General features: G+C 36.5%; 18 protein-coding genes (1 of these 18 running past the window's edge). 11 read left to right on the plus strand and 7 right to left on the minus strand.

Going from position 1 to position 20152, the window contains the following annotated elements:
- The 3 genes in view from metN to DYE19_RS07635 are tightly spaced (at most 45 nt apart) and all read left to right on the plus strand, a layout consistent with a single transcriptional unit that may run on beyond the window.
- Positions 1 to 912: the 3' portion of a methionine ABC transporter ATP-binding protein MetN gene (gene metN, locus DYE19_RS07625; RefSeq protein WP_115323158.1), read on the plus strand. Its footprint begins 123 nt before the window's first position; 912 of the gene's 1035 nt are visible here — the last part of the coding sequence; the start codon falls outside the window, past its left edge; its stop codon occupies positions 910 to 912.
- Positions 905 to 1594 (plus strand): methionine ABC transporter permease, encoded by a 690-nt coding sequence (locus DYE19_RS07630; RefSeq protein ID WP_049215715.1) that lies wholly within the window; start codon positions 905 to 907, stop codon positions 1592 to 1594. Before metN ends, DYE19_RS07630 begins: the two co-directional genes overlap by 8 nt.
- A gap of 45 nt (positions 1595 to 1639) precedes the next feature.
- Positions 1640 to 2470: a MetQ/NlpA family lipoprotein gene (locus tag DYE19_RS07635; protein WP_115323159.1), complete on the plus strand. Its 831-nt coding sequence runs from the start codon at positions 1640 to 1642 to the stop codon at positions 2468 to 2470.
- A 109-nt stretch (positions 2471 to 2579) separates the two neighbouring features.
- On the opposite strand, the gene DYE19_RS07640 is transcribed toward DYE19_RS07635, so the two are convergent.
- The gene (locus DYE19_RS07640) at positions 2580 to 3668 is read right to left on the minus strand and encodes a TrmH family RNA methyltransferase (protein ID WP_115323160.1); all 1089 of its coding nucleotides are present in this window, start codon (positions 3666 to 3668) and stop codon (positions 2580 to 2582) included.
- A gap of 164 nt (positions 3669 to 3832) precedes the next feature.
- On the opposite strand from DYE19_RS07640, the gene pssA reads away from it, so the two are divergent.
- On the plus strand, positions 3833 to 5209 hold the full coding sequence (pssA, locus tag DYE19_RS07645; RefSeq protein WP_115323161.1) for a CDP-diacylglycerol--serine O-phosphatidyltransferase: 1377 nt from the start codon (positions 3833 to 3835) through the stop codon (positions 5207 to 5209).
- A 98-nt stretch (positions 5210 to 5307) separates the two neighbouring features.
- Here pssA and DYE19_RS07650 read toward each other — a convergent pair whose 3' ends face one another.
- The 6 genes from DYE19_RS07650 to hflD form a co-directional block, all read right to left on the minus strand.
- Entirely contained in the window at positions 5308 to 6015 is a 708-nt protein-coding gene (locus DYE19_RS07650; protein ID WP_115323162.1) for a LutC/YkgG family protein, read from the minus strand.
- 16 nt (positions 6016 to 6031) lie between these two features.
- Positions 6032 to 7435 carry a LutB/LldF family L-lactate oxidation iron-sulfur protein gene (locus tag DYE19_RS07655; RefSeq protein WP_049215706.1) on the minus strand — a complete coding sequence of 468 codons (1404 nt, stop codon included), beginning with the start codon at positions 7433 to 7435 and terminating at the stop codon, positions 6032 to 6034.
- 11 nt (positions 7436 to 7446) lie between these two features.
- Positions 7447 to 8166 carry a (Fe-S)-binding protein gene (locus DYE19_RS07660; protein ID WP_115323163.1) on the minus strand — a complete coding sequence of 240 codons (720 nt, stop codon included), beginning with the start codon at positions 8164 to 8166 and terminating at the stop codon, positions 7447 to 7449.
- Between the two features lie 77 nt (positions 8167 to 8243).
- Entirely contained in the window at positions 8244 to 9830 is a 1587-nt protein-coding gene (locus tag DYE19_RS07665; RefSeq protein WP_115323164.1) for an L-lactate permease, read from the minus strand.
- Positions 9831 to 10240: 410 nt separating this feature from the next.
- Complete coding sequence (purB, locus tag DYE19_RS07670; protein ID WP_115323165.1) at positions 10241 to 11608, minus strand: adenylosuccinate lyase; 1368 nt, start codon at positions 11606 to 11608, stop codon at positions 10241 to 10243.
- A gap of 26 nt (positions 11609 to 11634) precedes the next feature.
- Complete coding sequence (hflD, locus tag DYE19_RS07675; RefSeq protein WP_115323594.1) at positions 11635 to 12246, minus strand: high frequency lysogenization protein HflD; 612 nt, start codon at positions 12244 to 12246, stop codon at positions 11635 to 11637.
- Positions 12247 to 12426: 180 nt separating this feature from the next.
- Between hflD and cscK the strand changes: the two genes are divergently transcribed.
- The 7 genes from cscK (at position 12427) to rfaC (ending at position 20127) form a co-directional block, all read left to right on the plus strand.
- The gene (gene cscK / locus DYE19_RS07680; RefSeq protein ID WP_049215701.1) at positions 12427 to 13350 is read left to right on the plus strand and encodes a fructokinase; all 924 of its coding nucleotides are present in this window, start codon (positions 12427 to 12429) and stop codon (positions 13348 to 13350) included.
- 34 nt (positions 13351 to 13384) lie between these two features.
- Positions 13385 to 14824, plus strand: a complete 1440-nt coding sequence (locus tag DYE19_RS07685; protein WP_115323166.1) for a glycoside hydrolase family 32 protein — start codon at positions 13385 to 13387, stop codon at positions 14822 to 14824.
- A gap of 20 nt (positions 14825 to 14844) precedes the next feature.
- Positions 14845 to 15864, plus strand: a complete 1020-nt coding sequence (locus tag DYE19_RS07690) for a LacI family DNA-binding transcriptional regulator (protein WP_115323595.1) — start codon at positions 14845 to 14847, stop codon at positions 15862 to 15864.
- A gap of 241 nt (positions 15865 to 16105) precedes the next feature.
- Positions 16106 to 17527, plus strand: a complete 1422-nt coding sequence (locus DYE19_RS07695; protein WP_115323167.1) for a sucrose-specific PTS transporter subunit IIBC — start codon at positions 16106 to 16108, stop codon at positions 17525 to 17527.
- Between the two features lie 97 nt (positions 17528 to 17624).
- Entirely contained in the window at positions 17625 to 18032 is a 408-nt protein-coding gene (locus tag DYE19_RS07700) for a copper chaperone PCu(A)C (protein WP_115323168.1), read from the plus strand.
- Between the two features lie 89 nt (positions 18033 to 18121).
- Positions 18122 to 19168, plus strand: coding sequence for a lipopolysaccharide heptosyltransferase II (waaF, locus tag DYE19_RS07705; protein ID WP_115323169.1), 1047 nt, complete (start codon positions 18122 to 18124; stop codon positions 19166 to 19168).
- Entirely contained in the window at positions 19165 to 20127 is a 963-nt protein-coding gene (gene rfaC / locus DYE19_RS07710; RefSeq protein ID WP_115323170.1) for a lipopolysaccharide heptosyltransferase RfaC, read from the plus strand. Before waaF ends, rfaC begins: the two co-directional genes overlap by 4 nt.
- The last annotated feature ends 25 nt before the right edge of the window (positions 20128 to 20152 follow it).

Raw genomic sequence — 20152 nt, forward strand, 5'->3', positions numbered from 1 at the left:
GCAGGAAAAAGTACGTTAATCCGTTGTGTTAATTTACTTGAAGCACCATCAACTGGCTCAGTTATTGTCGATGGAAAAGATTTAACTCAGTTAAGAAATACTGAATTAGTTCATGAAAGACGTAATATTGGCATGATCTTTCAGCACTTTAATTTGCTTACATCACGTACAGTATTTGGTAATGTGGCATTACCATTAGAATTAGAAAATACACCAAAAGAAAAAATTCATAGCAAAGTCAATGAATTATTAGCACTTGTTGGTTTGGCTGATAAGAAGGATGCTTATCCATCTAACTTATCAGGCGGTCAAAAACAACGTGTAGCAATTGCACGCGCACTTGCTAGTGAACCTAAAGTTCTTTTGTGTGATGAAGCAACTAGTGCTTTAGACCCTGCAACAACACAATCTATTTTAAATTTATTAAAAGAAATCAACCGCACTTTAGGTATCACCATCCTTTTAATTACGCATGAGATGGAAGTTGTTAAACGCATTTGTGATAAAGTTGCTGTAATTGATAAAGGACGATTAATTGAGCAAGGGTCTGTAAGTGAAGTTTTTTCTAATCCACAAACTCAACTGGCAAAAGAATTTATTCGATCAACTTTCCATATTAACTTACCAGAAGAATATATGGAAAAACTATCAGATACACCTAGACATACAAACTCTTGGCCAATTGTACAATTTGAGTTCACGGGACAAACAGTAGATGCCCCAGTACTCTCACAAGCTTCAAAGATGTTTGGTGTTGACTTAAGTATTTTAACTTCACAAATTGACTACGCTGGCGGTGTTAAATTTGGCTTTGTTATTGCAGAAATGGAAGGAGATGATGAAGCTATTACAAAAACAAAAGCTTATTTAATGGAACATAATGTAAAAGTTGAGGTATTAGGTTATGTTTGATCAATTATGGGCAGATTTTACCCGAGAAATGACACCAAGAATTTGGGAACTTGTTGGGCTTTCTACACTAGAAACTCTTTATATGGGATTTGTTGCAACATTATTTGCCATTATTGTTGGTCTCCCAATAGGATTCCTTGCGTTTTTAACAGGTAAAGGTGAGATCTTAGAGCATCGTCGTGCGCATCAAGTATTAAATGTGGTTATTAATATAGGGCGATCAGTTCCTTTTATCATCTTACTCATTATTTTATTACCTTTTACACGTTTAATTGTCGGTACGACACTTGGTACAACAGCAGCAATCGTTCCATTGAGTGTGTCTGCAATTCCATTTTTTGCAAGATTGACTTCGAATGCACTTCTTGAAATTCCAAGTGGTTTAACAGAAGCTGCGAAATCAATGGGTGCGACTAATTGGCAAATCGTCACTAAATACTATTTGCCAGAATCTATCCCTATTTTAATCAACGGTATAACGCTGACCTTAGTTGCTTTAATCGGTTACTCTGCAATGGCGGGCGCTGTTGGTGGTGGTGGCTTGGGTAATCTTGCGATTACTTATGGAGAACACCGTAATATGGTCTATGTGAAATGGATCGCAACAATTATTATCGTTCTGATCGTAATGTTAAGCCAAAAATTGGGTGACCACTTAGCTGAGCGTTTTGATCATCGCTAATTAACTATACAACTTACACAACATCTTTCTTTTAGAGGATTACTTATGAAATTAACAAAACTTTTAGGTCTAGCGACCATTTTCTCGGCAGTTGCATTAGCAGGTTGTAAAGATGACAAACCTACCGCAACAACTACTCCAGCTCAAGAGCCTGCACGTAAATTAACACTCGGTGTCATGTCTGGTGCAGAAGCTCAAGTTGCGGAAGTTGCCGCGCGTATTGCAAAAGAAAAATACAATATTGATGTAAAACTTATTGAGTTCACTGAATATACTCAACCGAATGAAGCACTATCAAAAGGCGATTTAGATATAAATGCTTTCCAACATAAACCATATATGGATAAAGAAGTAGAACAACGTGGTTATAAATTAGCTGTTGTTGGTAATACTTTTGTTTTCCCAATCGCCGCTTATTCTAAAAAAATTAAAGACATCTCTGAACTAAGAGAGGGTGCTATTGTTGCAGTACCAAATAACCCTAGTAACTTAGGGCGTGCATTACTACTTTTAGAAAAACAAGGTGTGATAAAATTAAAAGATTCAAATAATTTATTCTCAACCTCAATTGATGTCGTAGAAAATCCAAAAAATATCACTATTCAAGAAGTAGAAACATCATTATTACCACGTGCATTAGATGATGTTGATTTTGCTGTAATCAACAATACTTACGCAGGACAACATGGTTTAACTCGCGAAAAAGATGGTATTTTTGTGGAAGATAAAGACTCTCCATACGTTAACTTAGTTGTAGCACGTGAAGATAACAAAGATAATGAAGTTATCAAAGATTTCGTAAAAGCATTCCAAAGTGAAGAAGTTTATCAAGAAGCCGTTAAACATTTTAATGACGGTGTTGTAAAAGGTTGGTAATACTTTTTATATAGTTTCAAACAAAAAAATCCCCAGCATTAACTGGGGATTTTTATTTGCCTACTAATATATCATAGACTAAAATTTAACTAATACAATACATAGAAAATTAATTTAGACTTTCATCCCATTTTGCTAACAAAATTCCTGTCGCAACGGCAATATTCAATTCTGCATTGAGTGGATTACTTAACGACAAAATGACTTTTTCATCTTCCTGTTCTGCTAATGATGTTTTTCCACTTTCACTGACCACAAAAACCACTTTATGAGCTAACTTAATTTTATTGAATGTACTAGCTTGTTTACTAGTTGAAAGGTGTACAATTTGATATCCGGCTTGGCGAAGCTGTTTTAATGCTTTATCGGCATAATCTGTTTCTAATACACGAATATATTCCATTCCCCCTTCTGCAACTCGCACGGCAGCTGATGAGTTTAAATTGTCAGCAAATTGACGCTCGACAATAAGACCTTTAACACCAAACACTGCGCAAGTACGAACAATACCGCCAATATTATGTGCATTTGGTACATCATCAATCATTACTAAACAGTCTTGTTTACGAGGAATATCTAAATAACCTGATAGAGTAAATGGTCTCGCTTTTTTCACGAGCATACAGATTCCACCATGATGCTCTGTACCACTTACTAGCGTTAATTCCTTATTATCTACTACATGATAGACTTTTTTATTTGCAGCTAAATAACTGAATAACTCACCACTCTTTTTCGCCATTTCTACTGTTGTCCAAACTCGTACAATACTCTCTGGGCGTTGAATAAATAATGCAGAACAAGCATTTTCACCATATACTTTCATTTCCTCTGATCGATTTTTTTTGATCTTCTCTGGTGCACGAGGTGAAAGAGGCCCAGTTTTTTTCTCAGTAGCTTTATCACTCATAACAGAACTTTTTACAACAACCTTTACTTTCCCATCAATACCATTTGCTGTTCGTAAGGTTGTTTCTGAAATGCGTTGCTCTACTTTTTGAGTATGACGAGAACTGCTCATTTTTGTTTGTAATTTATGTGTAGAATGAAAGCTATCATGCTTTTTTTTAGCGCGATTTTCTTGTGTTTGATGTTTGAAGTGCGGTGTATTTTTTTCAATTTTTTCGCCTACAATACGCTCATTAAATTTTTTATGAGGTGTTTGTTGAAAAACAGGTGACTTTGTCTTATTGCTCATTTTGATGTGCCAGTTTGCTTGTTAGAAGGGTAAAGTTAGGCAAAAAAAGCCCTACTTTGCGATAAAGTGTGAGCATTATAACGAAAAAACTGTATTTTGCTACCAAGTTCCATATTAAATATTGTAAACTAGCGAGCTAATCAAACTTAAAGAGAATGATTTTTATGTTGATAAACAAAACCAAACGAGCAAAACAAAATATCAATCGTTTATTCTGTTTACCGTTACAAGCTGAACAAGTGGAGTTTCTTTATCATCCATCCACATTTAAAAACCAGATTATTCAGCTTATCAAACAAGCAAAATCACGTATTTATATCACTGCACTTTATTGGCAGCATGATGAAGCAGGGCAGGAAATTTTAGATGAAATCTATCGTGCTAAACAAGATAACCCCGCTCTTGATGTCAAAATCCTAATTGATTGGCATCGAGCACAACGCAACCTACTTGGTGCAGAAAAGAGCGCCACTAATGCAGATTGGTATAGTGATGAACGAGCGAAATATCAACTAGCAAATGATCCAAATATGTTTTTTGGTGTACCAATTAATACTCGTGAAGTCTTTGGTGTATTACATATTAAAGGTTTTGTATTTGATAATACGGTGCTTTACAGTGGTGCAAGCATTAATAATGTCTATCTACACCAATCAAATAAATATCGCTATGACCGCTATCATAAAATTACTCACCCAGAATTAGCGGATACAATCGTTTGTTTCATACAAAAGTATTTATTAAACCCAGATGCGGTTTATCCTTTGGATAGTGTGCACCGCCCAGCAACAAAAGATATTCGTCCAGCCATTAAAGAATTTCGTAAAACATTGGCATTTGAAGCACAATATGCATTAAAAGGAGCTAAATTATTAGAAGAAACAGAGGAGCAACTCAGCATTTCTGTCTTATTCGGTTTAAGTAAATATAACAATCGCTTAAATCAAACAATAGAAGATCTCTTTCAAATTGTTGAACAAGAATTAGTAATTTGTACACCTTACTTCAACTTTCCACGTACATTACAACAAAAGATCCGTCGCTTACTCAATAAAGGTAAAAAAGTGGAAATTATTGTAGGTGATAAAACAGCCAATGACTTCTATATTCCACCTTCAGAACCCTTCAAAATGGCAGGTGCATTACCTTATTTATATGAAAGCAATTTGCGTCGCTTTAGCAAAAAATTTGAGTATGAAATTAATCAAGGACTATTAACGATACGGACTTGGAAAGATGGTGAGAATTCCTATCACTTAAAAGGTGTTTGGGTCGACCGAGATTATATCTTATTGACTGGAAATAATCTTAATCCTCGTGCATGGCGTTTAGATGCAGAAAATGGCTTATTTATTCATGATCCAAAACAGCAATTAGGCGCTCAGGTTGATCAAGAGTTAACCTGTATTCGCCAGCACACAACTGTGCTAAAACATTATTCTGAGTTAGATGAAATGAAACAATATCCAGCGCCTGTACAAAAACTACTGAAAAAATTTGCTCGTATTAAGGCAGATAAACTCGTCAAAATGATTCTGTAAACAAAATGGAGGCCATTTTGCCTCCATTATTTATATCACAACACCTATCATTGATAAAATTTTACTAGAATAGACCACAGTTTTATCATGTTTGATACCTATTTAGTATCATCAATAATCAAATAAGCCTTTGCAACAGGGCCATGTACACCAACAACTTTAATCAGTTCAATGTCAGCAGTGGAACTTGGTCCTGCAATCAAATTTACGCATGACGGCATACGCTCCCCCGACTTTGCTTTTTGATGCAAAATCTCTGACAACTGTGCAACACGTGGCAAAATAGTGCTTTTTTTCAATACAACGATAGATACCTTGGGCAACAAGCTAACAGAACGACCTGATTGTGCATTAGAAAAAAGCACAATCCCACCTGACTCCGTTAGACCATATTCAGCAAATACAATACCAATATTCGCGCTGTTCGCAAAAGTGCGGTTTGTTTCCGCAGAGTTTTCTGCCCAAATATGTGTTTCATATTGTGTTTGTATAGCTGATGTGATACCTAAGCCCACTAAACGTACATCGTCATTCAATATAACTGGACCACCACCATATTGTTTACATAAAGCTAATATATCTGTACTAGCATGTTCTGGGGTCGTCATTTTGCAATTAACTAACATCGTTTGTGTAGCAAATTCAACGAATGCTTCACAACGTTCATCAATACTCAATTCTGTTAACCGCGTTGTAGGATAATTGTTCAATTGCAAATAACTTCCTGTAACAGTAGAACGAAACTCCCGTCCAAGTTGTTGTGCAAGGTTATCCAAAAACTGTTGTCTATTTTGTTGATCTAACATAGAAATTCCTTACCAATTAACGATTTTTGAACCAAGAACGGAAACTTTCACCTTCAGCATCAGGTAAATCACGAGCCTTACTCCACTCTGCAACCGCCCCAACTTGAATCGGCATTTTTCCATCACGAATAGCTAACTTTGCAACTTTAGCACCGATATTTACACCAATCTTCCATAGATTTGGATGGCTATTCGCAACAGTAAATGCCTTCACAGATAAACGTTCTACGACAGGATTCATACCTGACTCAGCAATATTACGACGATGTTTTAATAATAAATTTGCCAGTGGTATTTTAACAGGGCAAACCTGATTACATGCTGTACATAATGAACAAGCAGAAGGCAGATCTTTAAATTCCTCATAGCCACCTAAAATAGGTGAAATCACTGAACCAATTGGACCTGGATAAATCGAACCATAACCATGTCCACCAATTTGGCGATACGCAGGACAAGTATTCAAACAGGCGCCACATCGGATACAACGTAAAACATCACGAAATTCTGATCCCAGCATTTTCGAACGACCGTTATCCACAATCACTAAATGGAATTCTTCAGGTCCATCTGTCTCACCAGCTAAACGTGGACCAGTTAACCACGTATTATAGCCTGTTAAACGAGCCCCTACTGCACTTCGTGCCAATAAAGTAATTAAAATATCAACCTCTTTAAAAGTTGGAGCTAAACGTTCCATTCCCATTACCGCAATATGTGTTTTCGGTAATGATGTTGCTAAACGCAAGTTTCCTTCATTAGTAACTAAACATACACTGCCCGTTTCTGCTACTGCAAAATTACACCCACTTACACCAATATCTGCTTCTAAGAAATCTTTACGTATCGTTTCACGAATAAATAATGTCATTTCCTCTGGTGTTTCAGACCCTGTGTAACCTAACTTTTCTGCTAACACTTTACGAATTTGATGACGATCTTTATGAATAGCAGGAACAACAATATGCGATGGCTTATCTTCAGCTACTTGAAGAATATATTCACCAAGATCGGTTTCAATAACTTTTATCCCTTCTGCCTCAAGAACATGGTTCATGCCAATTTCTTCAGTCACCATTGACTTTGACTTCACAATTTTTTTTGCATTTTTCGCTTTAGCGACCTGTTTAATATAGTTAGTCGCCTCTTCAGCCGTTGCTGCAAAATAAACATGTCCACCATTTTCAGTCACTTTTTCTGAAAGTTGGAATAAATAGGCATCTAAATTTTCAATTACATGATTACGGATCTCTTTTGCTAAATCGCGCCATTCTTCCCAGTGCCCGAGCTCCTCCACCATTTTCTGACGATTAGCGCCAATACGCTCTTGTGCCATAACAACAGCTTTACGCATAATCTCATTTTGAATCTCTTCATTAATACGTGGCTTAAATTGAAGGTGACTTGTTTTTATTGACATCATTTTCTCCTTTATCGACTCATTAACACTTCAGCGATATGCATGACTTTTACATTATGCCCTTCTCGCTTCATCCTACCGCCGATATTCATTAAGCAACTTACGTCTGCTCCAATTAAATACAAAGGCTTGACTGCCATAATATGTTGTACTTTTTCTTTTACCATCTCACCTGAAATCTCAGCCATTTTTACAGAGAATGTTCCACCAAAACCACAACAAGTTTCTTGGTTGTGGATAGGCAATAAACTTAACCCCTTCACATTTTGCAACAGTTTTAAGGGCTCGTCTTTCACACCTAGTTTACGAAATAAACTACAAGAGGGATGGTAAACTGCATTGCCTTCTAATTTTGCACCTACATCAACGATACCTAATTTATTTACAATAAAATCCGTTAAATCATAAAAACGATCTGCAACTTTCTGCGCGCGAGCAACCCACTCTGGTTCATCTTTTAAATACTCTGGATAAGTTGTAATGGCATATACACAAGAACCTGCAGGTGCCACTATAGGATAGTCATTAACCTCAAAGGTTTCGATTAAATTTTTCATTGCGGGGATCGCTTGAGTCACATAGCCACTATTAATCGCAGGTTGTCCACAGCAACTTTGTTGTTCTAGAAACGTAATTTGACAGCCAAGCTGTTCAAGAAGAAGTACTGTTTGCTTTGCCACATTCGATTTCAATGCATCAGCAATACAAGTTACATAAAAATTGACATTCATTTTTGATTACTCCAAAAAAATAGTACATAGCTAACTTTATACAAGTTAGCTATGTATGACAGTATCACAACAACAGATTAGTAAATAACAACCGCAACTAATGCTGCAATTACGCCATATAAGAACATAGGTATAACCGTGCGTTTTAAGATCGTACCCTCTTGATTACTCACATTTAATACAGTACACACTGCAATAATGTTATTCAAACACACCATATTACCCATCGCGCCCCCCACAGACTGTAGCGCTAAAATAAGTGGAACTGACATACCTGTTGTTTCTGCAATAGATAACTGAATGCCACCGAAAGTTAAATTTGATACGGTATTTGAACCAGAGAAGAAGGCACCAATTGCACCTAAATAAGAAGAGAAATAAACCCACTTATCACCCGTTACATCAGCAAAGGTTTTACCGATAGTAATGACCATAGAATCATAATTATCATTACCTACTAGCATTAATTTTACCATAACTAATGCACCTAATAAGGCAAAGAAGGGCTTTTTAGTTTGATGATAAGTTGTTGATACAATATTCTTAGTTTTCTCACTATTCAATTTGAATACAAAAATAGAGATAATCACTGTCACAATAAATGGAATAAGAGATGGCACATAAAGCGTCTTATAGCTTTCACTAATCCCTTGTCCTAAAATATTATTTAACGACAAGATGAGAGCTTGACTGACTTTAAACTCACCTAATCCACCCAGTGAAACTGAGAACCAAGTTGTTGCATCATTTAACAATTGTTTAATACCTAACTGATGAATACGTGTCACAATTAAGATAGCAATTAACATCATTGTTGGGAAAAGTGCTTTGAATACTTGACTAAATGCCACGTTTTCCAGCTGCACATCCGTATTATCTCCTTTACTGATACCAATACCTTTATTAGCAATGAAAATTGAAACAAGTAAACCAATCGCACCACCTACTAACGATGGGAACTCATAGTTTATTTGTGCTAATAGGAAATAAGGTATCGTACAAGCAAGGATACTAATATAAATAAATACAAGGTTTTGTTTGATTTGTTTCCAAGTTACGAGAAAACGTAACGCTAATAGAGGGATAACAAACGCCGCTATAAAATGAATAAATGCCGTTTTTTGCCCTAATTCCAGTACCACATCATCACTTAACCCCAATGCACCAAAACCAAACCATGTTGGTGTACCTACTGCACCAAAAGAAACTGGCACCGAATTCATCACTAATGCAAGCATAGCAACTTGTAGAGGTTTAAAACCTAAACCAACTAGAATAGGTGCCGCAATTGCCGCAGGCGTACCAAATCCACTGGCACCTTCAATCATAAAAGCAAATGCCCAGCCAATAATCATGATTTGAGCAACGGGGTTGGGGTTAATATTGGCTAACCATTTACGAAGTATATCTGTGCTACCAGATACTTCCATCATACGATTAAATAAAATTGCCCCAAAAATGATCGTGATTGGTGTTTGAGTCGCAATTAAACCAGCAATAACATTTGCATTTAAACGCGTTAAATCTGTACCAAAGTAAAATGCTTGTAAAAGATAAGTTAATACTGCAATGATTGGCAAAGCAATATAGGAAGGTAAACTATTACGCTTTACCATTAAGTAAATTAATAGCGCAATCGGAAGAATGCTTAAAAAGAAAACCATAAAAAAATCCTATAGATAAATTCGATATGAATATCAAATTAACATATTAAAAATCCATATAACTATTTTTGAGTAATTATTTAAAAACAAAATTAAATTGCATAAATAATATACATTTACTCATTAATGTTAATGAGATGTTATATTAAAGTAATTAAAAAAAAATGCTTTAAAAAAAATCGTATTTTATGTGATTTAATTCACACATATAGCAATTCAATCAACAATTGATGAATTAACAAACAATATTGACTGCAACATTTTTTTATTTTTTATAAGTGAATTAATTTAATTTATTTAAAATAACGAAAAAAGGCTATGGATTATTCACATAGCCTTTTTAATTCAGTTTAAATTTAAAACAAATTATTTAACTTTAAAAAAATAAATATGATTAAAATTTAATCCAATTATAATTTTTCAACTAACTCAATTGCCGCGCCAATATAAGTTGCTGGTGTCATTTGCTGTAAACGTCTTTTTTCTTCAACTGGAATGTCAAGCGTCTCAATAAATTCACGCATAGCTAGGGCATCGACACGTTTACCACGAGTAAGCTCTTTCAATTTCTCATACGGTTTTTCAATACCGTAACGGCGCATAACTGTTTGAATTGGTTCTGCAAGTACTTCCCAATTTTGATCTAATTCATCAAGTAAATGTTGCTCATTGACTTCTAATTTACTGATCCCTTTACGAGTAGCAGCATAAGCAATCAAACAATAACCCAGTCCGACCCCTAAATTACGCAATACTGTCGAATCTGTTAAATCACGTTGCCAACGTGAAATAGGTAATTTCGCACCTAAATGTGCCATGACTGCATTTGCTAAGCCTAAATTACCTTCTGAATTTTCAAAATCAATTGGATTCACTTTATGTGGCATTGTTGACGAACCAATTTCACCTGCAATAGTACGTTGTTTAAAGTGGTTTAATGCAATATATCCCCACAAATCACGATCAAAATCGATAATAATCGTATTAAAACGCGCCACATTATCAAAAAATTCTGCAATATAGTCATGTGGTTCAATTTGTGTCGTATAAGGATTCCAAGTTAAACCTAATGATGTTACAAATTCCTGACTGAAGTTATGCCAATCAATTTCAGGATAGGCTGACAAATGAGCATTATAGTTTCCCACTGCTCCATTAATTTTACCTAGCATCTCAATTTGTTGTAATTGCTTAAATTGGCGTTTTAAACGATATACGACATTCGCCATTTCTTTACCTATTGTTGAAGGTGAGGCAGGCTGTCCATGTGTACGCGAAAGTAATGGAATAGATTTATATTCCCGTGCAAGTGCACTGATGTCATCAATTAATTTTTGCCACTCTGGTAAAATAACTTCTTCACGCGCTGTCTTTAACATTAAAGCATGTGAAAGGTTGTTAATATCTTCTGAAGTACAAGCAAAATGAATAAACTCACTCACTTTTGCAAGTTCAGATAAAGCTTCACTTTTTTCTTTTAAGAAATATTCAACTGCTTTCACATCATGATTAGTCGTGCGTTCAATTTCCTTAATTCGCTCTGCATCTTGCAAACTGAAATGATCAACTATTTGGTTAAGGTAATCGTTTGCTTCTTTCGATAATATAGGCACTTCTTGAATTTGTGGAGTTGCTGCTAATTTTTGTAACCAACGCACTTCAACAGTAACACGAAATTTTAATAAGCCGAATTCACTAAAAATATGACGTAATGAATTTGCCTTCTCTTGGTAGCGTCCATCAATAGGGGAAAGTGCAGTTAATGCGTTAAGTTGCATAGCGGTTTGCTCCATAAATAAGATGATTAAAGTGAAGAATAAATTTGTTTTGCCATGGCAGTAATTTTGCGACGTGAGAACAAAATCTGCCATTTTGTTCCGCCTACTTGTTTCCATAAGACCGCAGAACGAATTCCTGCCAACAAACAAGCTCGGATCCGATTATGCATAGCTGGCTGCTGTAAATAAAGCGTTGAGCCAGTCACTTGGATTTTACGACCTAATGGGCTAATCACATCCACATAAATACTTGCTAAAGTAGATAACATTTGCTCATCAAGCAAATCATAATGTTCAAGTTGAGTCAGTAAATATTGAATACGACGCGCAAGTTCAGTTTTAGCTTTAGGATCTTTATTTAATTTCCCCTCTAATGCTAATAGACTGATCCAATATCGACTGAGATCAGAACCACTGCCATTCATTTGCTCAAGCAAAGTTTCTAGCCCCAGTTTTAAATGTTGTTCATGTCCACCAAAGACAGCTAATGTATCTTCTGGATTCATTTGCAATAATGTATTTAGACTTGCTTTCAGTGCTGCTTCATCAGCTTGCCCCTTATGGGCAAACTGTTGTACTAATTTTGCAGCTTGACACACACCTGCAAGGGCCAGAGTAATCTCGTAATAATTTGCCATATTGTCAGATAAATGAAGATAAAAAATCGGCGGACAATATAGCACTTTTTCATACCTTTTTAAAGTTGCCTATTTGTATTTCAAAATTTGATCTTGATCTCAAATTTTAAAACCAAAATTGAAAAACTAAAACGTTTTAGTTAATATTATTAATTATAAAATCAGTAAAGGGGATTCACGATGAGTAAGATTTGGGTATTAGGTGATGCAGTTGTTGATTTAATTCCTGACGGACAACACCATTATTTACGTTGTCCTGGTGGTGCACCAGCTAATGTTGCCGTTGGAATTGCACGCTTAGGCGGTAATACTGGCTTTATTGGCCGTGTAGGTGATGATCCATTCGGTCGTTTTATGCAAGAAACATTACAACATGAAAAAGTCTGCACACAACAAATGATATTAGATCCACAACAACGAACCTCTACAGTTATTGTCTCTTTAGAGAATGGTGAACGCAGTTTTACTTTCATGGTTAACCCAAGTGCAGATCAATTTTTAGAGGTATCTGACTTGCCTGAATTTCAAAAAAATGATTGGTTACACTGTTGTTCAATTGCATTGATTCATAACCCCTCTCGTCAAACGACATTAGAAGCTATTCAGCGAGTTAAAAACAAAGGTGGATTTTTCTCTTTTGATCCAAATCTACGTGAGTCACTTTGGTCAAGTCATGATGAAATGAAAAGCGTGGTCAACCAAGTCATTGCTCAAGCTGATGTACTTAAGTTTTCAGAAGAAGAACTCATCTTACTCACTAATAGCAGCAGTCTAGAACAGGCAACACAAACACTTACCACCCAATATCCTGAAAAACTAATTATTGTGACTTTAGGAAAAGCTGGTGCAGCTTATCATTTACACGGCGAAAGCCAAATTATTGCAGGTAAAGCATTACAACCAGTAGATACAACAGGAGCTGGAGATGCCTTTGTTAGTGGCTTATTAGCTGGACTCTCTCAAGTCGAAACGTGGCAAACCTCAACCGCACTTATTCCTATTATCCGACAAGCGAATGCCTGCGGTGCTTTAGCTACAACTGCAAAAGGGGCAATGTCAGCTTTGCCAACTCGAACTGAATTAGAGCGCTTTCTTGCACAATAACATGAGCTCATGATGGCTAATTTCGGAGTGTCGTATGTATATTTTCAACCAAGGCAAATACAAAAGCCTACATGCACAATCTGCTGGTGAGTTAGATCAAATTCGCCAACAAGTCCTGTCTGATAAACAATTTCGTCCAACTTATCATTTGGCTGCCGATACAGGTTTATTAAATGATCCAAATGGGTTAATTTTTGATGGTAAAAATTACCATATCTTTTATCAATGGTTTCCTTATGATGCCATACATGGCATGAAACATTGGCAGCATTTAATCACCGAAAACTTTCAACAGTTTACTTATGCTGATCCCTTAATTCCCGATCAACACTTTGAATCACACGGTTGCTATTCTGGCGGCGCAATATTATGGCAAGATAATATTATCGCGTTTTATACAGGAAATACACGAAACCAAGAAAATCAGCGGATTCCATATCAAAATATTGCTATTTTTACTCAAGACGGTAAGTTGCTTGAAAAACGTTGTTTACTCAGCCAAGTACCTGAAGGCTACACTGAACATGTACGTGATCCTAAACCATTCATCACGGCCGAAGGTAAAATCCGTTTTATTCTTGGTGCACAGCGAAAAAATGGTACGGGTACTGCGTTGTTATATGAAATGCCTAATATTGATAGCTCACCTCAGTTGTTAGGAGAACTGTCTCTCACCCATTTTGATAACCAACATGTTTTTATGTGGGAATGTCCAGATCTATTCCAATTAGCAGATAAATCTATTTTTATTTGGTCACCACAAGGTAAAGTACGCGAAACACACCGCTTCCAAAACAACTATCATGCAACTTATGCTGTCGGTAAATTACATAATATGACTTTCCATAGTGAGCATATTGAAGAACTCGATTATGGATTTGATTTTTATGCACCACAAACTGTTTATCAAAGTGAAGGTATTCTTTATGGCTGGGTTGGATTACCTGACTTAACATATCCAACCGATCACTATCAATGGCATTCTATGTTAAGCTTACCACGCCAATTGACTTTAAAACAAAATAGGCTCTACCAAAGACCTATTGCACAAATTTATACACAATTAGGTGTAAGCCAAGTATTTTCTATACAACAGCCACAAATTATAGCAGGATTAGATACTGCTTATTTAATGTTTGAACCTGACAATCAAGATTTTGAAATGGCTTTTTTTAATAATAATGCTGAACATAGGCTGATTATAAGCTATCGCAATGGGCTATTTAGTTTAGACAGAACACAGACAAAACAGACTGAAATTATGCAAGCCTTTGGTACACAACGCCATTGCGAAATCAGTCAACTAAACAAAATCGAGATCTTTTTTGACCGCTCTGTAATAGAAATTTTTCTCAATGATGGTGAAAAAGTAATGACATCACGATTTTTTATTGAACAACGTGAAAACCAAATAACCTGCTCTCGCCCAATTCAGGTTTCTGTGGCACAATTACCCGCAATTTCGATTACATAATGGACTATATCGTGAATAAGATAAAAAACACGCACAAAAAACGAGTCACACTGAATGATATAGCCACATTGAGTGGTTTATCAACAACGACTGTCAGTATGATTTTAAATGGACGTGGTGAAGAATTTAAGATCAAACCTGAAACTTGTCAGCGTGTAAAAAACATTGCAGAAACGGCAGGATATCGCGCTAATGTTTATGCAAAATCACTGAAAATGCAACGCTCTAATGTCATTGGCTTGGTTATTCCTGATTTAACTAACTATGGTTTTGCTTACACTGCAAAAATGTTAGAAAAACAATGCCGCGAAAATGGTTTACAGTTAGTTATTGCTTGTTCTGATGATAATCCACAACAAGAAAAACTCGCTATTGAGCGTTTATTGGATCGCCAAATTGATTTTTTGATTACAGCTCCAACACATCAAGATCCGTATTATTATCAACAAATTGCACAGCAAACCCCCATTTTACAGCTAGATCGCTATGTACCAAATCTGGATCTTCCTTACATCATCAGTAATGATCAAAATAAAATTGCAAAACTGATTCAATATCTAATACAAAAATATCAACTTAAAGAATTCTTCTATTTTGGCGGTCAATTAGCCCTTTCTCCTAGTGAATCACGTTTACAAGGCTTTTTAACAGGACTTACACGAGCTCACGTGACACCAAAAAATGAGTGGATTTTACACCGCACTTATCAGCCTGAATCAGGCTATCAAATGTTAGCTGACCTGCAACAACGCTTAGGGCGTTTACCAAATGCAATTTTTACCGCCTCTTATACCTTACTAGAAGGTGTCCTACGCTATCTCACAGAATATCAACAAATGGAAAAGTTATTCAATCGTCAATTACATTTAGCTACTTTTGATGATCATGCTCTGTTAAATGCACTACCTTTTCACATTCATTCTATTAAACAAGATCACCAAACTATTGCAAAACACACTTTTGAAATGGTACAAAAAATGTTACAAGGTGAAAAAACACACAATCTTAAAATTGATTGTGAAATTATTTATCGTGATTAATCTTTCTCTTTCTTATTTCTATATTGATAAAAATATCTCCTATTTTGCCTTAATGAAGGTTTAATCAACTACATTATGTTGATTGATAACTTTATACACAATGTACTTCCCTTATAAATAAAAATGTGATCTATCACACAAAACTAAAACGTTTTAGTTAATTACAGTTTCAAAACTAAAACGTTTTAGTTAAAATAAAAAATGATGATTAAATACATTTATGGATTAAAAGGTGACTCATATGAACTTCCCACTTATTGCTCAGCAAGTCATTGAAAAATTAGGCGGTAAAGAAAATATTTCAGCAGCTGCACACTGTGCAACGCGTTTGCGCTTAGTTGTCGTTGACGAAACGAAAATTGATAAAGAAGCCATCGAAAACATTGAAGGTGTTAAGGGGCAATTTGCTGTCGCTGGACAGTACCAAATTATTTTTGGTTCAGGAACAGTAAATAAAGTATATACCGAATTAAGTCAACAATTAGGTATCGGCGATATGACAAGTGCTGATGTTGCTGCTGCTGGCAATGAAAAACAAGGCTTATTTCAACGTGCAGTTAAAGGCTTGGCAGATATTTTCGTCCCGATTATCCCTGCAATTGTAGCAGGCGGTTTATTAATGGGTATCCACAGTATGCTGACAGCAAAAGGTTTCTTTGTGGAGGAAAAAAATGTCGTTGATCTTTACCCAGCTATTGCGCATTTAGTTGATTTTATTAATACTGTTGCTAATGCGCCTTTTGTTTTCTTACCTGTGTTATTAGGTTTCTCTGCAACCCGAAAATTTGGAGGTAATCCTTATTTGGGCGCTGCCTTGGGAATGTTACTTGTCCATCCAGCTTTAGCAGATGGCTGGAATTATGCCTTAACGCTAGCGAATGGCAATATTCAATATTGGCAAATTTTTGGACTTGAGATAGAGCGTGTTGGCTATCAAGGTACCGTTATTCCTGTGCTGATTGCTTCTTGGGTACTTGCAACGCTAGAAAAAAACTTGCGTAAAGTTGTTCCTTCTTTCTTAGATAATTTAATTACGCCACTCTTTGCCTTATTTATTACAGGATTATTAGCGTTCACTATTATCGGTCCATTTGGACGTGAAGCAGGTTCTTTAATTAGTAGTGGTCTTACTTGGTTATATGACACACTTGGCTTTGTTGGTGGCGCAATCTTCGGTACGCTTTATGCGCCAATTGTTATCACTGGCATGCACCAAACGTTTATTGCAGTCGAAACTCAGCTATTAGCCGAAATTGCACGCACTGGTGGTACATTCATTTTCCCAATAGCCGCTATGTCAAATATCGCTCAAGGTGCCGCTTGCTTAGGAGCAGCATTTGTCATGAAAGATCCAAAAGTACGCGGAATTGCTGTACCTTCAGGTATCAGTGCATTATTAGGTATCACAGAACCAGCAATGTTTGGCGTAAACTTACGTTATCGTTATCCTTTTATTGCCGCTATGACAGGAGCGGGGATTTCCAGTGCTTTTATTGCCTTCTTTAATGTCAAAGCAATCGCCTTAGGGGCAGCAGGCTTACCAGGTATTCCATCAATTAAACCTGATAGCTTGGTGATGTATATTATTGGCATGCTGATCTCAGCTACTATCGCCTTTTCAGTCACCTTGATTTTAGGTAAGCGAGCACAAGCTAAAATATAAAGTTGAGTTTATGTCGAATGCCGTGAAGTTATCACGGCATTTTTTCTTTTTAGCACGTATAATACTGAGGATAATTTATACATAACGCGATGTTAATATGAAATACTTATACAAAATTGCCTTAGTTTGTACCGCTCTTTTACCAACAATGTTATTTGCCAAAATAAGTGTACAGCAGCCTGTGATTTTTACTGCGCAAAAAGGAGAACCTACTGCTATTTTTATGCAACTGCGTAATGACAGTGAGCAGGAAGTGAACCTTGCGATTGTACAAAGTAAAGATAAGGCACGTTTAGAATTACACGGTACACAAAATGGTAAAATGATCGAAGTCACTGGTATTCCAATTCCACCTCAAAGCATCACTGAACTAAAACAAGGTGGATTACACATTATGGTCTTTGACACAGAAAAAGATCTTACTATTGGCGATGAATACCCTATCCATTTATTTTTTGATAACGGGGAAATTATTGAAGTAAATGCGAAAGTCATTTCGCCTTAAAAGAGCAAAATGAATAAGAAAAAACGTTTTTCTTCCTAATAAAGCAGATTAAAATAGTACCTTCTTTTGACTAACTTAATGGAATCATAATGCGTATTTTAGTGATTGGGCCGTCTTGGGTTGGTGACATGATGATGTCACATAGTTTATATCAAACACTTAAACAACAATATCCTCATTGTGATATTGACGTCATGGCACCTGATTGGTGTAAACCATTATTAGCGCGTATGCCAGAAGTACGCCAAGCCATTACGATGCCATTAGGACATGGTGCTTTTGCTTTGGGTGATCGTTACCGTTTGGGAAAAGCACTAAGAAATCAATACGATATGGCTATTGTACTGCCTAACTCACTTAAATCTGCCTTTATTCCTTTCTTCGCAAAAATTCCACATCGTCGTGGTTGGAAAGGGGAAAGCCGCTATATGTTCTTAAATGATCTACGCAGTAACAAAAAAGACTATCCGATGATGGTGCAACGTTATGCTGCTCTTGGTTATGATAAAGGCATGGTTCCGAGCGCAGAACACTTAGTCTATCCTATACCTTACTTACAAGTTGATCCGACACACCAAGCAACCACACTAGAAAAATTCAACAATCAAACCGCACTTTGTCAACAACGCCCAGCTATTGGTTTTTGTCCTGGTGCTGAATTTGGTCCAGCAAAACGCTGGCCTCACTATCATTATGCTAAATTAGCTGATATGTTGATTAAACAAGGTTATGCTATCCGACTATTTGGCTCGGCAAAAGATGAGGCTGTTGGCGAACAAATCCGCCAAACTTTACCGCCTGAAAAACGTGATTTTTGTCTCAATCTAGCAGGAAAAACGTCGTTAAATGAAGCGGTAGATTTGATTGCAGATTGTACCGCTATCGTTACAAACGACAGTGGATTAATGCACATTGCCGCGGCAGTTAAACGCCCTTTAGTTGCACTTTATGGTCCAACAAGTCCAACTTATACACCGCCTTTATCTGACCAAGCCGTAATTATCCGCTTGATTGAAGGTGGCTTAATTAAAGTACGTAAAGGCAAAGACAGTGAAGAAGGTTATCATCAAAGTTTGATTGATATTCAACCTGAAATGGTCTTAGAAAAATTAACTGAGTTACTAAGTAAAGTATGAAAGTTTGTTTGATTAAAACCTCATCCATGGGCGATATCTTACACTCATTGCCTGCTTTAACAGATGCACAATGTGCAATACCGCATATAACATTTGACTGGGTAGTTGAGGAAAACTTTGCAGAGATCCCACATTGGCACAGTGCGGTCAAACAGGTCATTCCTATTGCACTACGTCGATGGCGTAAGACGCCTTTTACGGCAGCAACAAGAAATGAGTGGAAAAACTACCGCTCTTTATTACAAGCTACACAATATGATGCAGTAATTGATGCTCAAGGTTTATTCAAAAGTGCTTTTTTCGCCACACGTTTAGCACATGGTTGTAAACATGGTTATGATCGCCACTCTATACGAGAACCAATTGCAGCTTGGTTTTACGATAAACACTACGCAATTAGCTATCAGCAACATGCTGTCGAGCGCATTCGTCAATTATTTGCACAAAGCTTAGGCTATTCATTACCCATGACACAAGGCGACTATGCAATTGCGCGCCATTTTCCACAACAACTATCAGAAAAGCCTTATGTGTTATTCTTTCATGGCACCACACGCACAGATAAATTTCTACCTGATCGACAATGGCGTCAACTGGCAGAAAAACTGACTGCACTTGGTATAGCAGTATACCTACCTTGGTCAAATCCATTAGAAAAACAACGCGCAGATTATATTGCTCAAGACTTACCCCTTGCGCGTATTCTCGCAAAATCGAGCCTATCAGAATTAGCCCAATACATTGTCAATGCTCATGCCATCGTTTCAGTCGATACAGGATTGGCGCATTTAAGTGCTGCCTTAGATAAACCTAATATCACACTGTATGGGGCGACAGATCCCAGACTTATTGGTGCTTATGGCAAAAATCAACATTATGTTGTTGCTGACAGTATGACAAATATCCATAGTGATGAAATTTTGCAAAAACTCACCGCACTTCTGACACTTTCATCTTAAAAAACAGAGCGCAATCCTATTTGTA

It is taken from the genome of Pasteurella canis (genome assembly GCF_900454865.1).
GTDB classification, from domain to species: domain Bacteria; phylum Pseudomonadota; class Gammaproteobacteria; order Enterobacterales; family Pasteurellaceae; genus Pasteurella; species Pasteurella canis.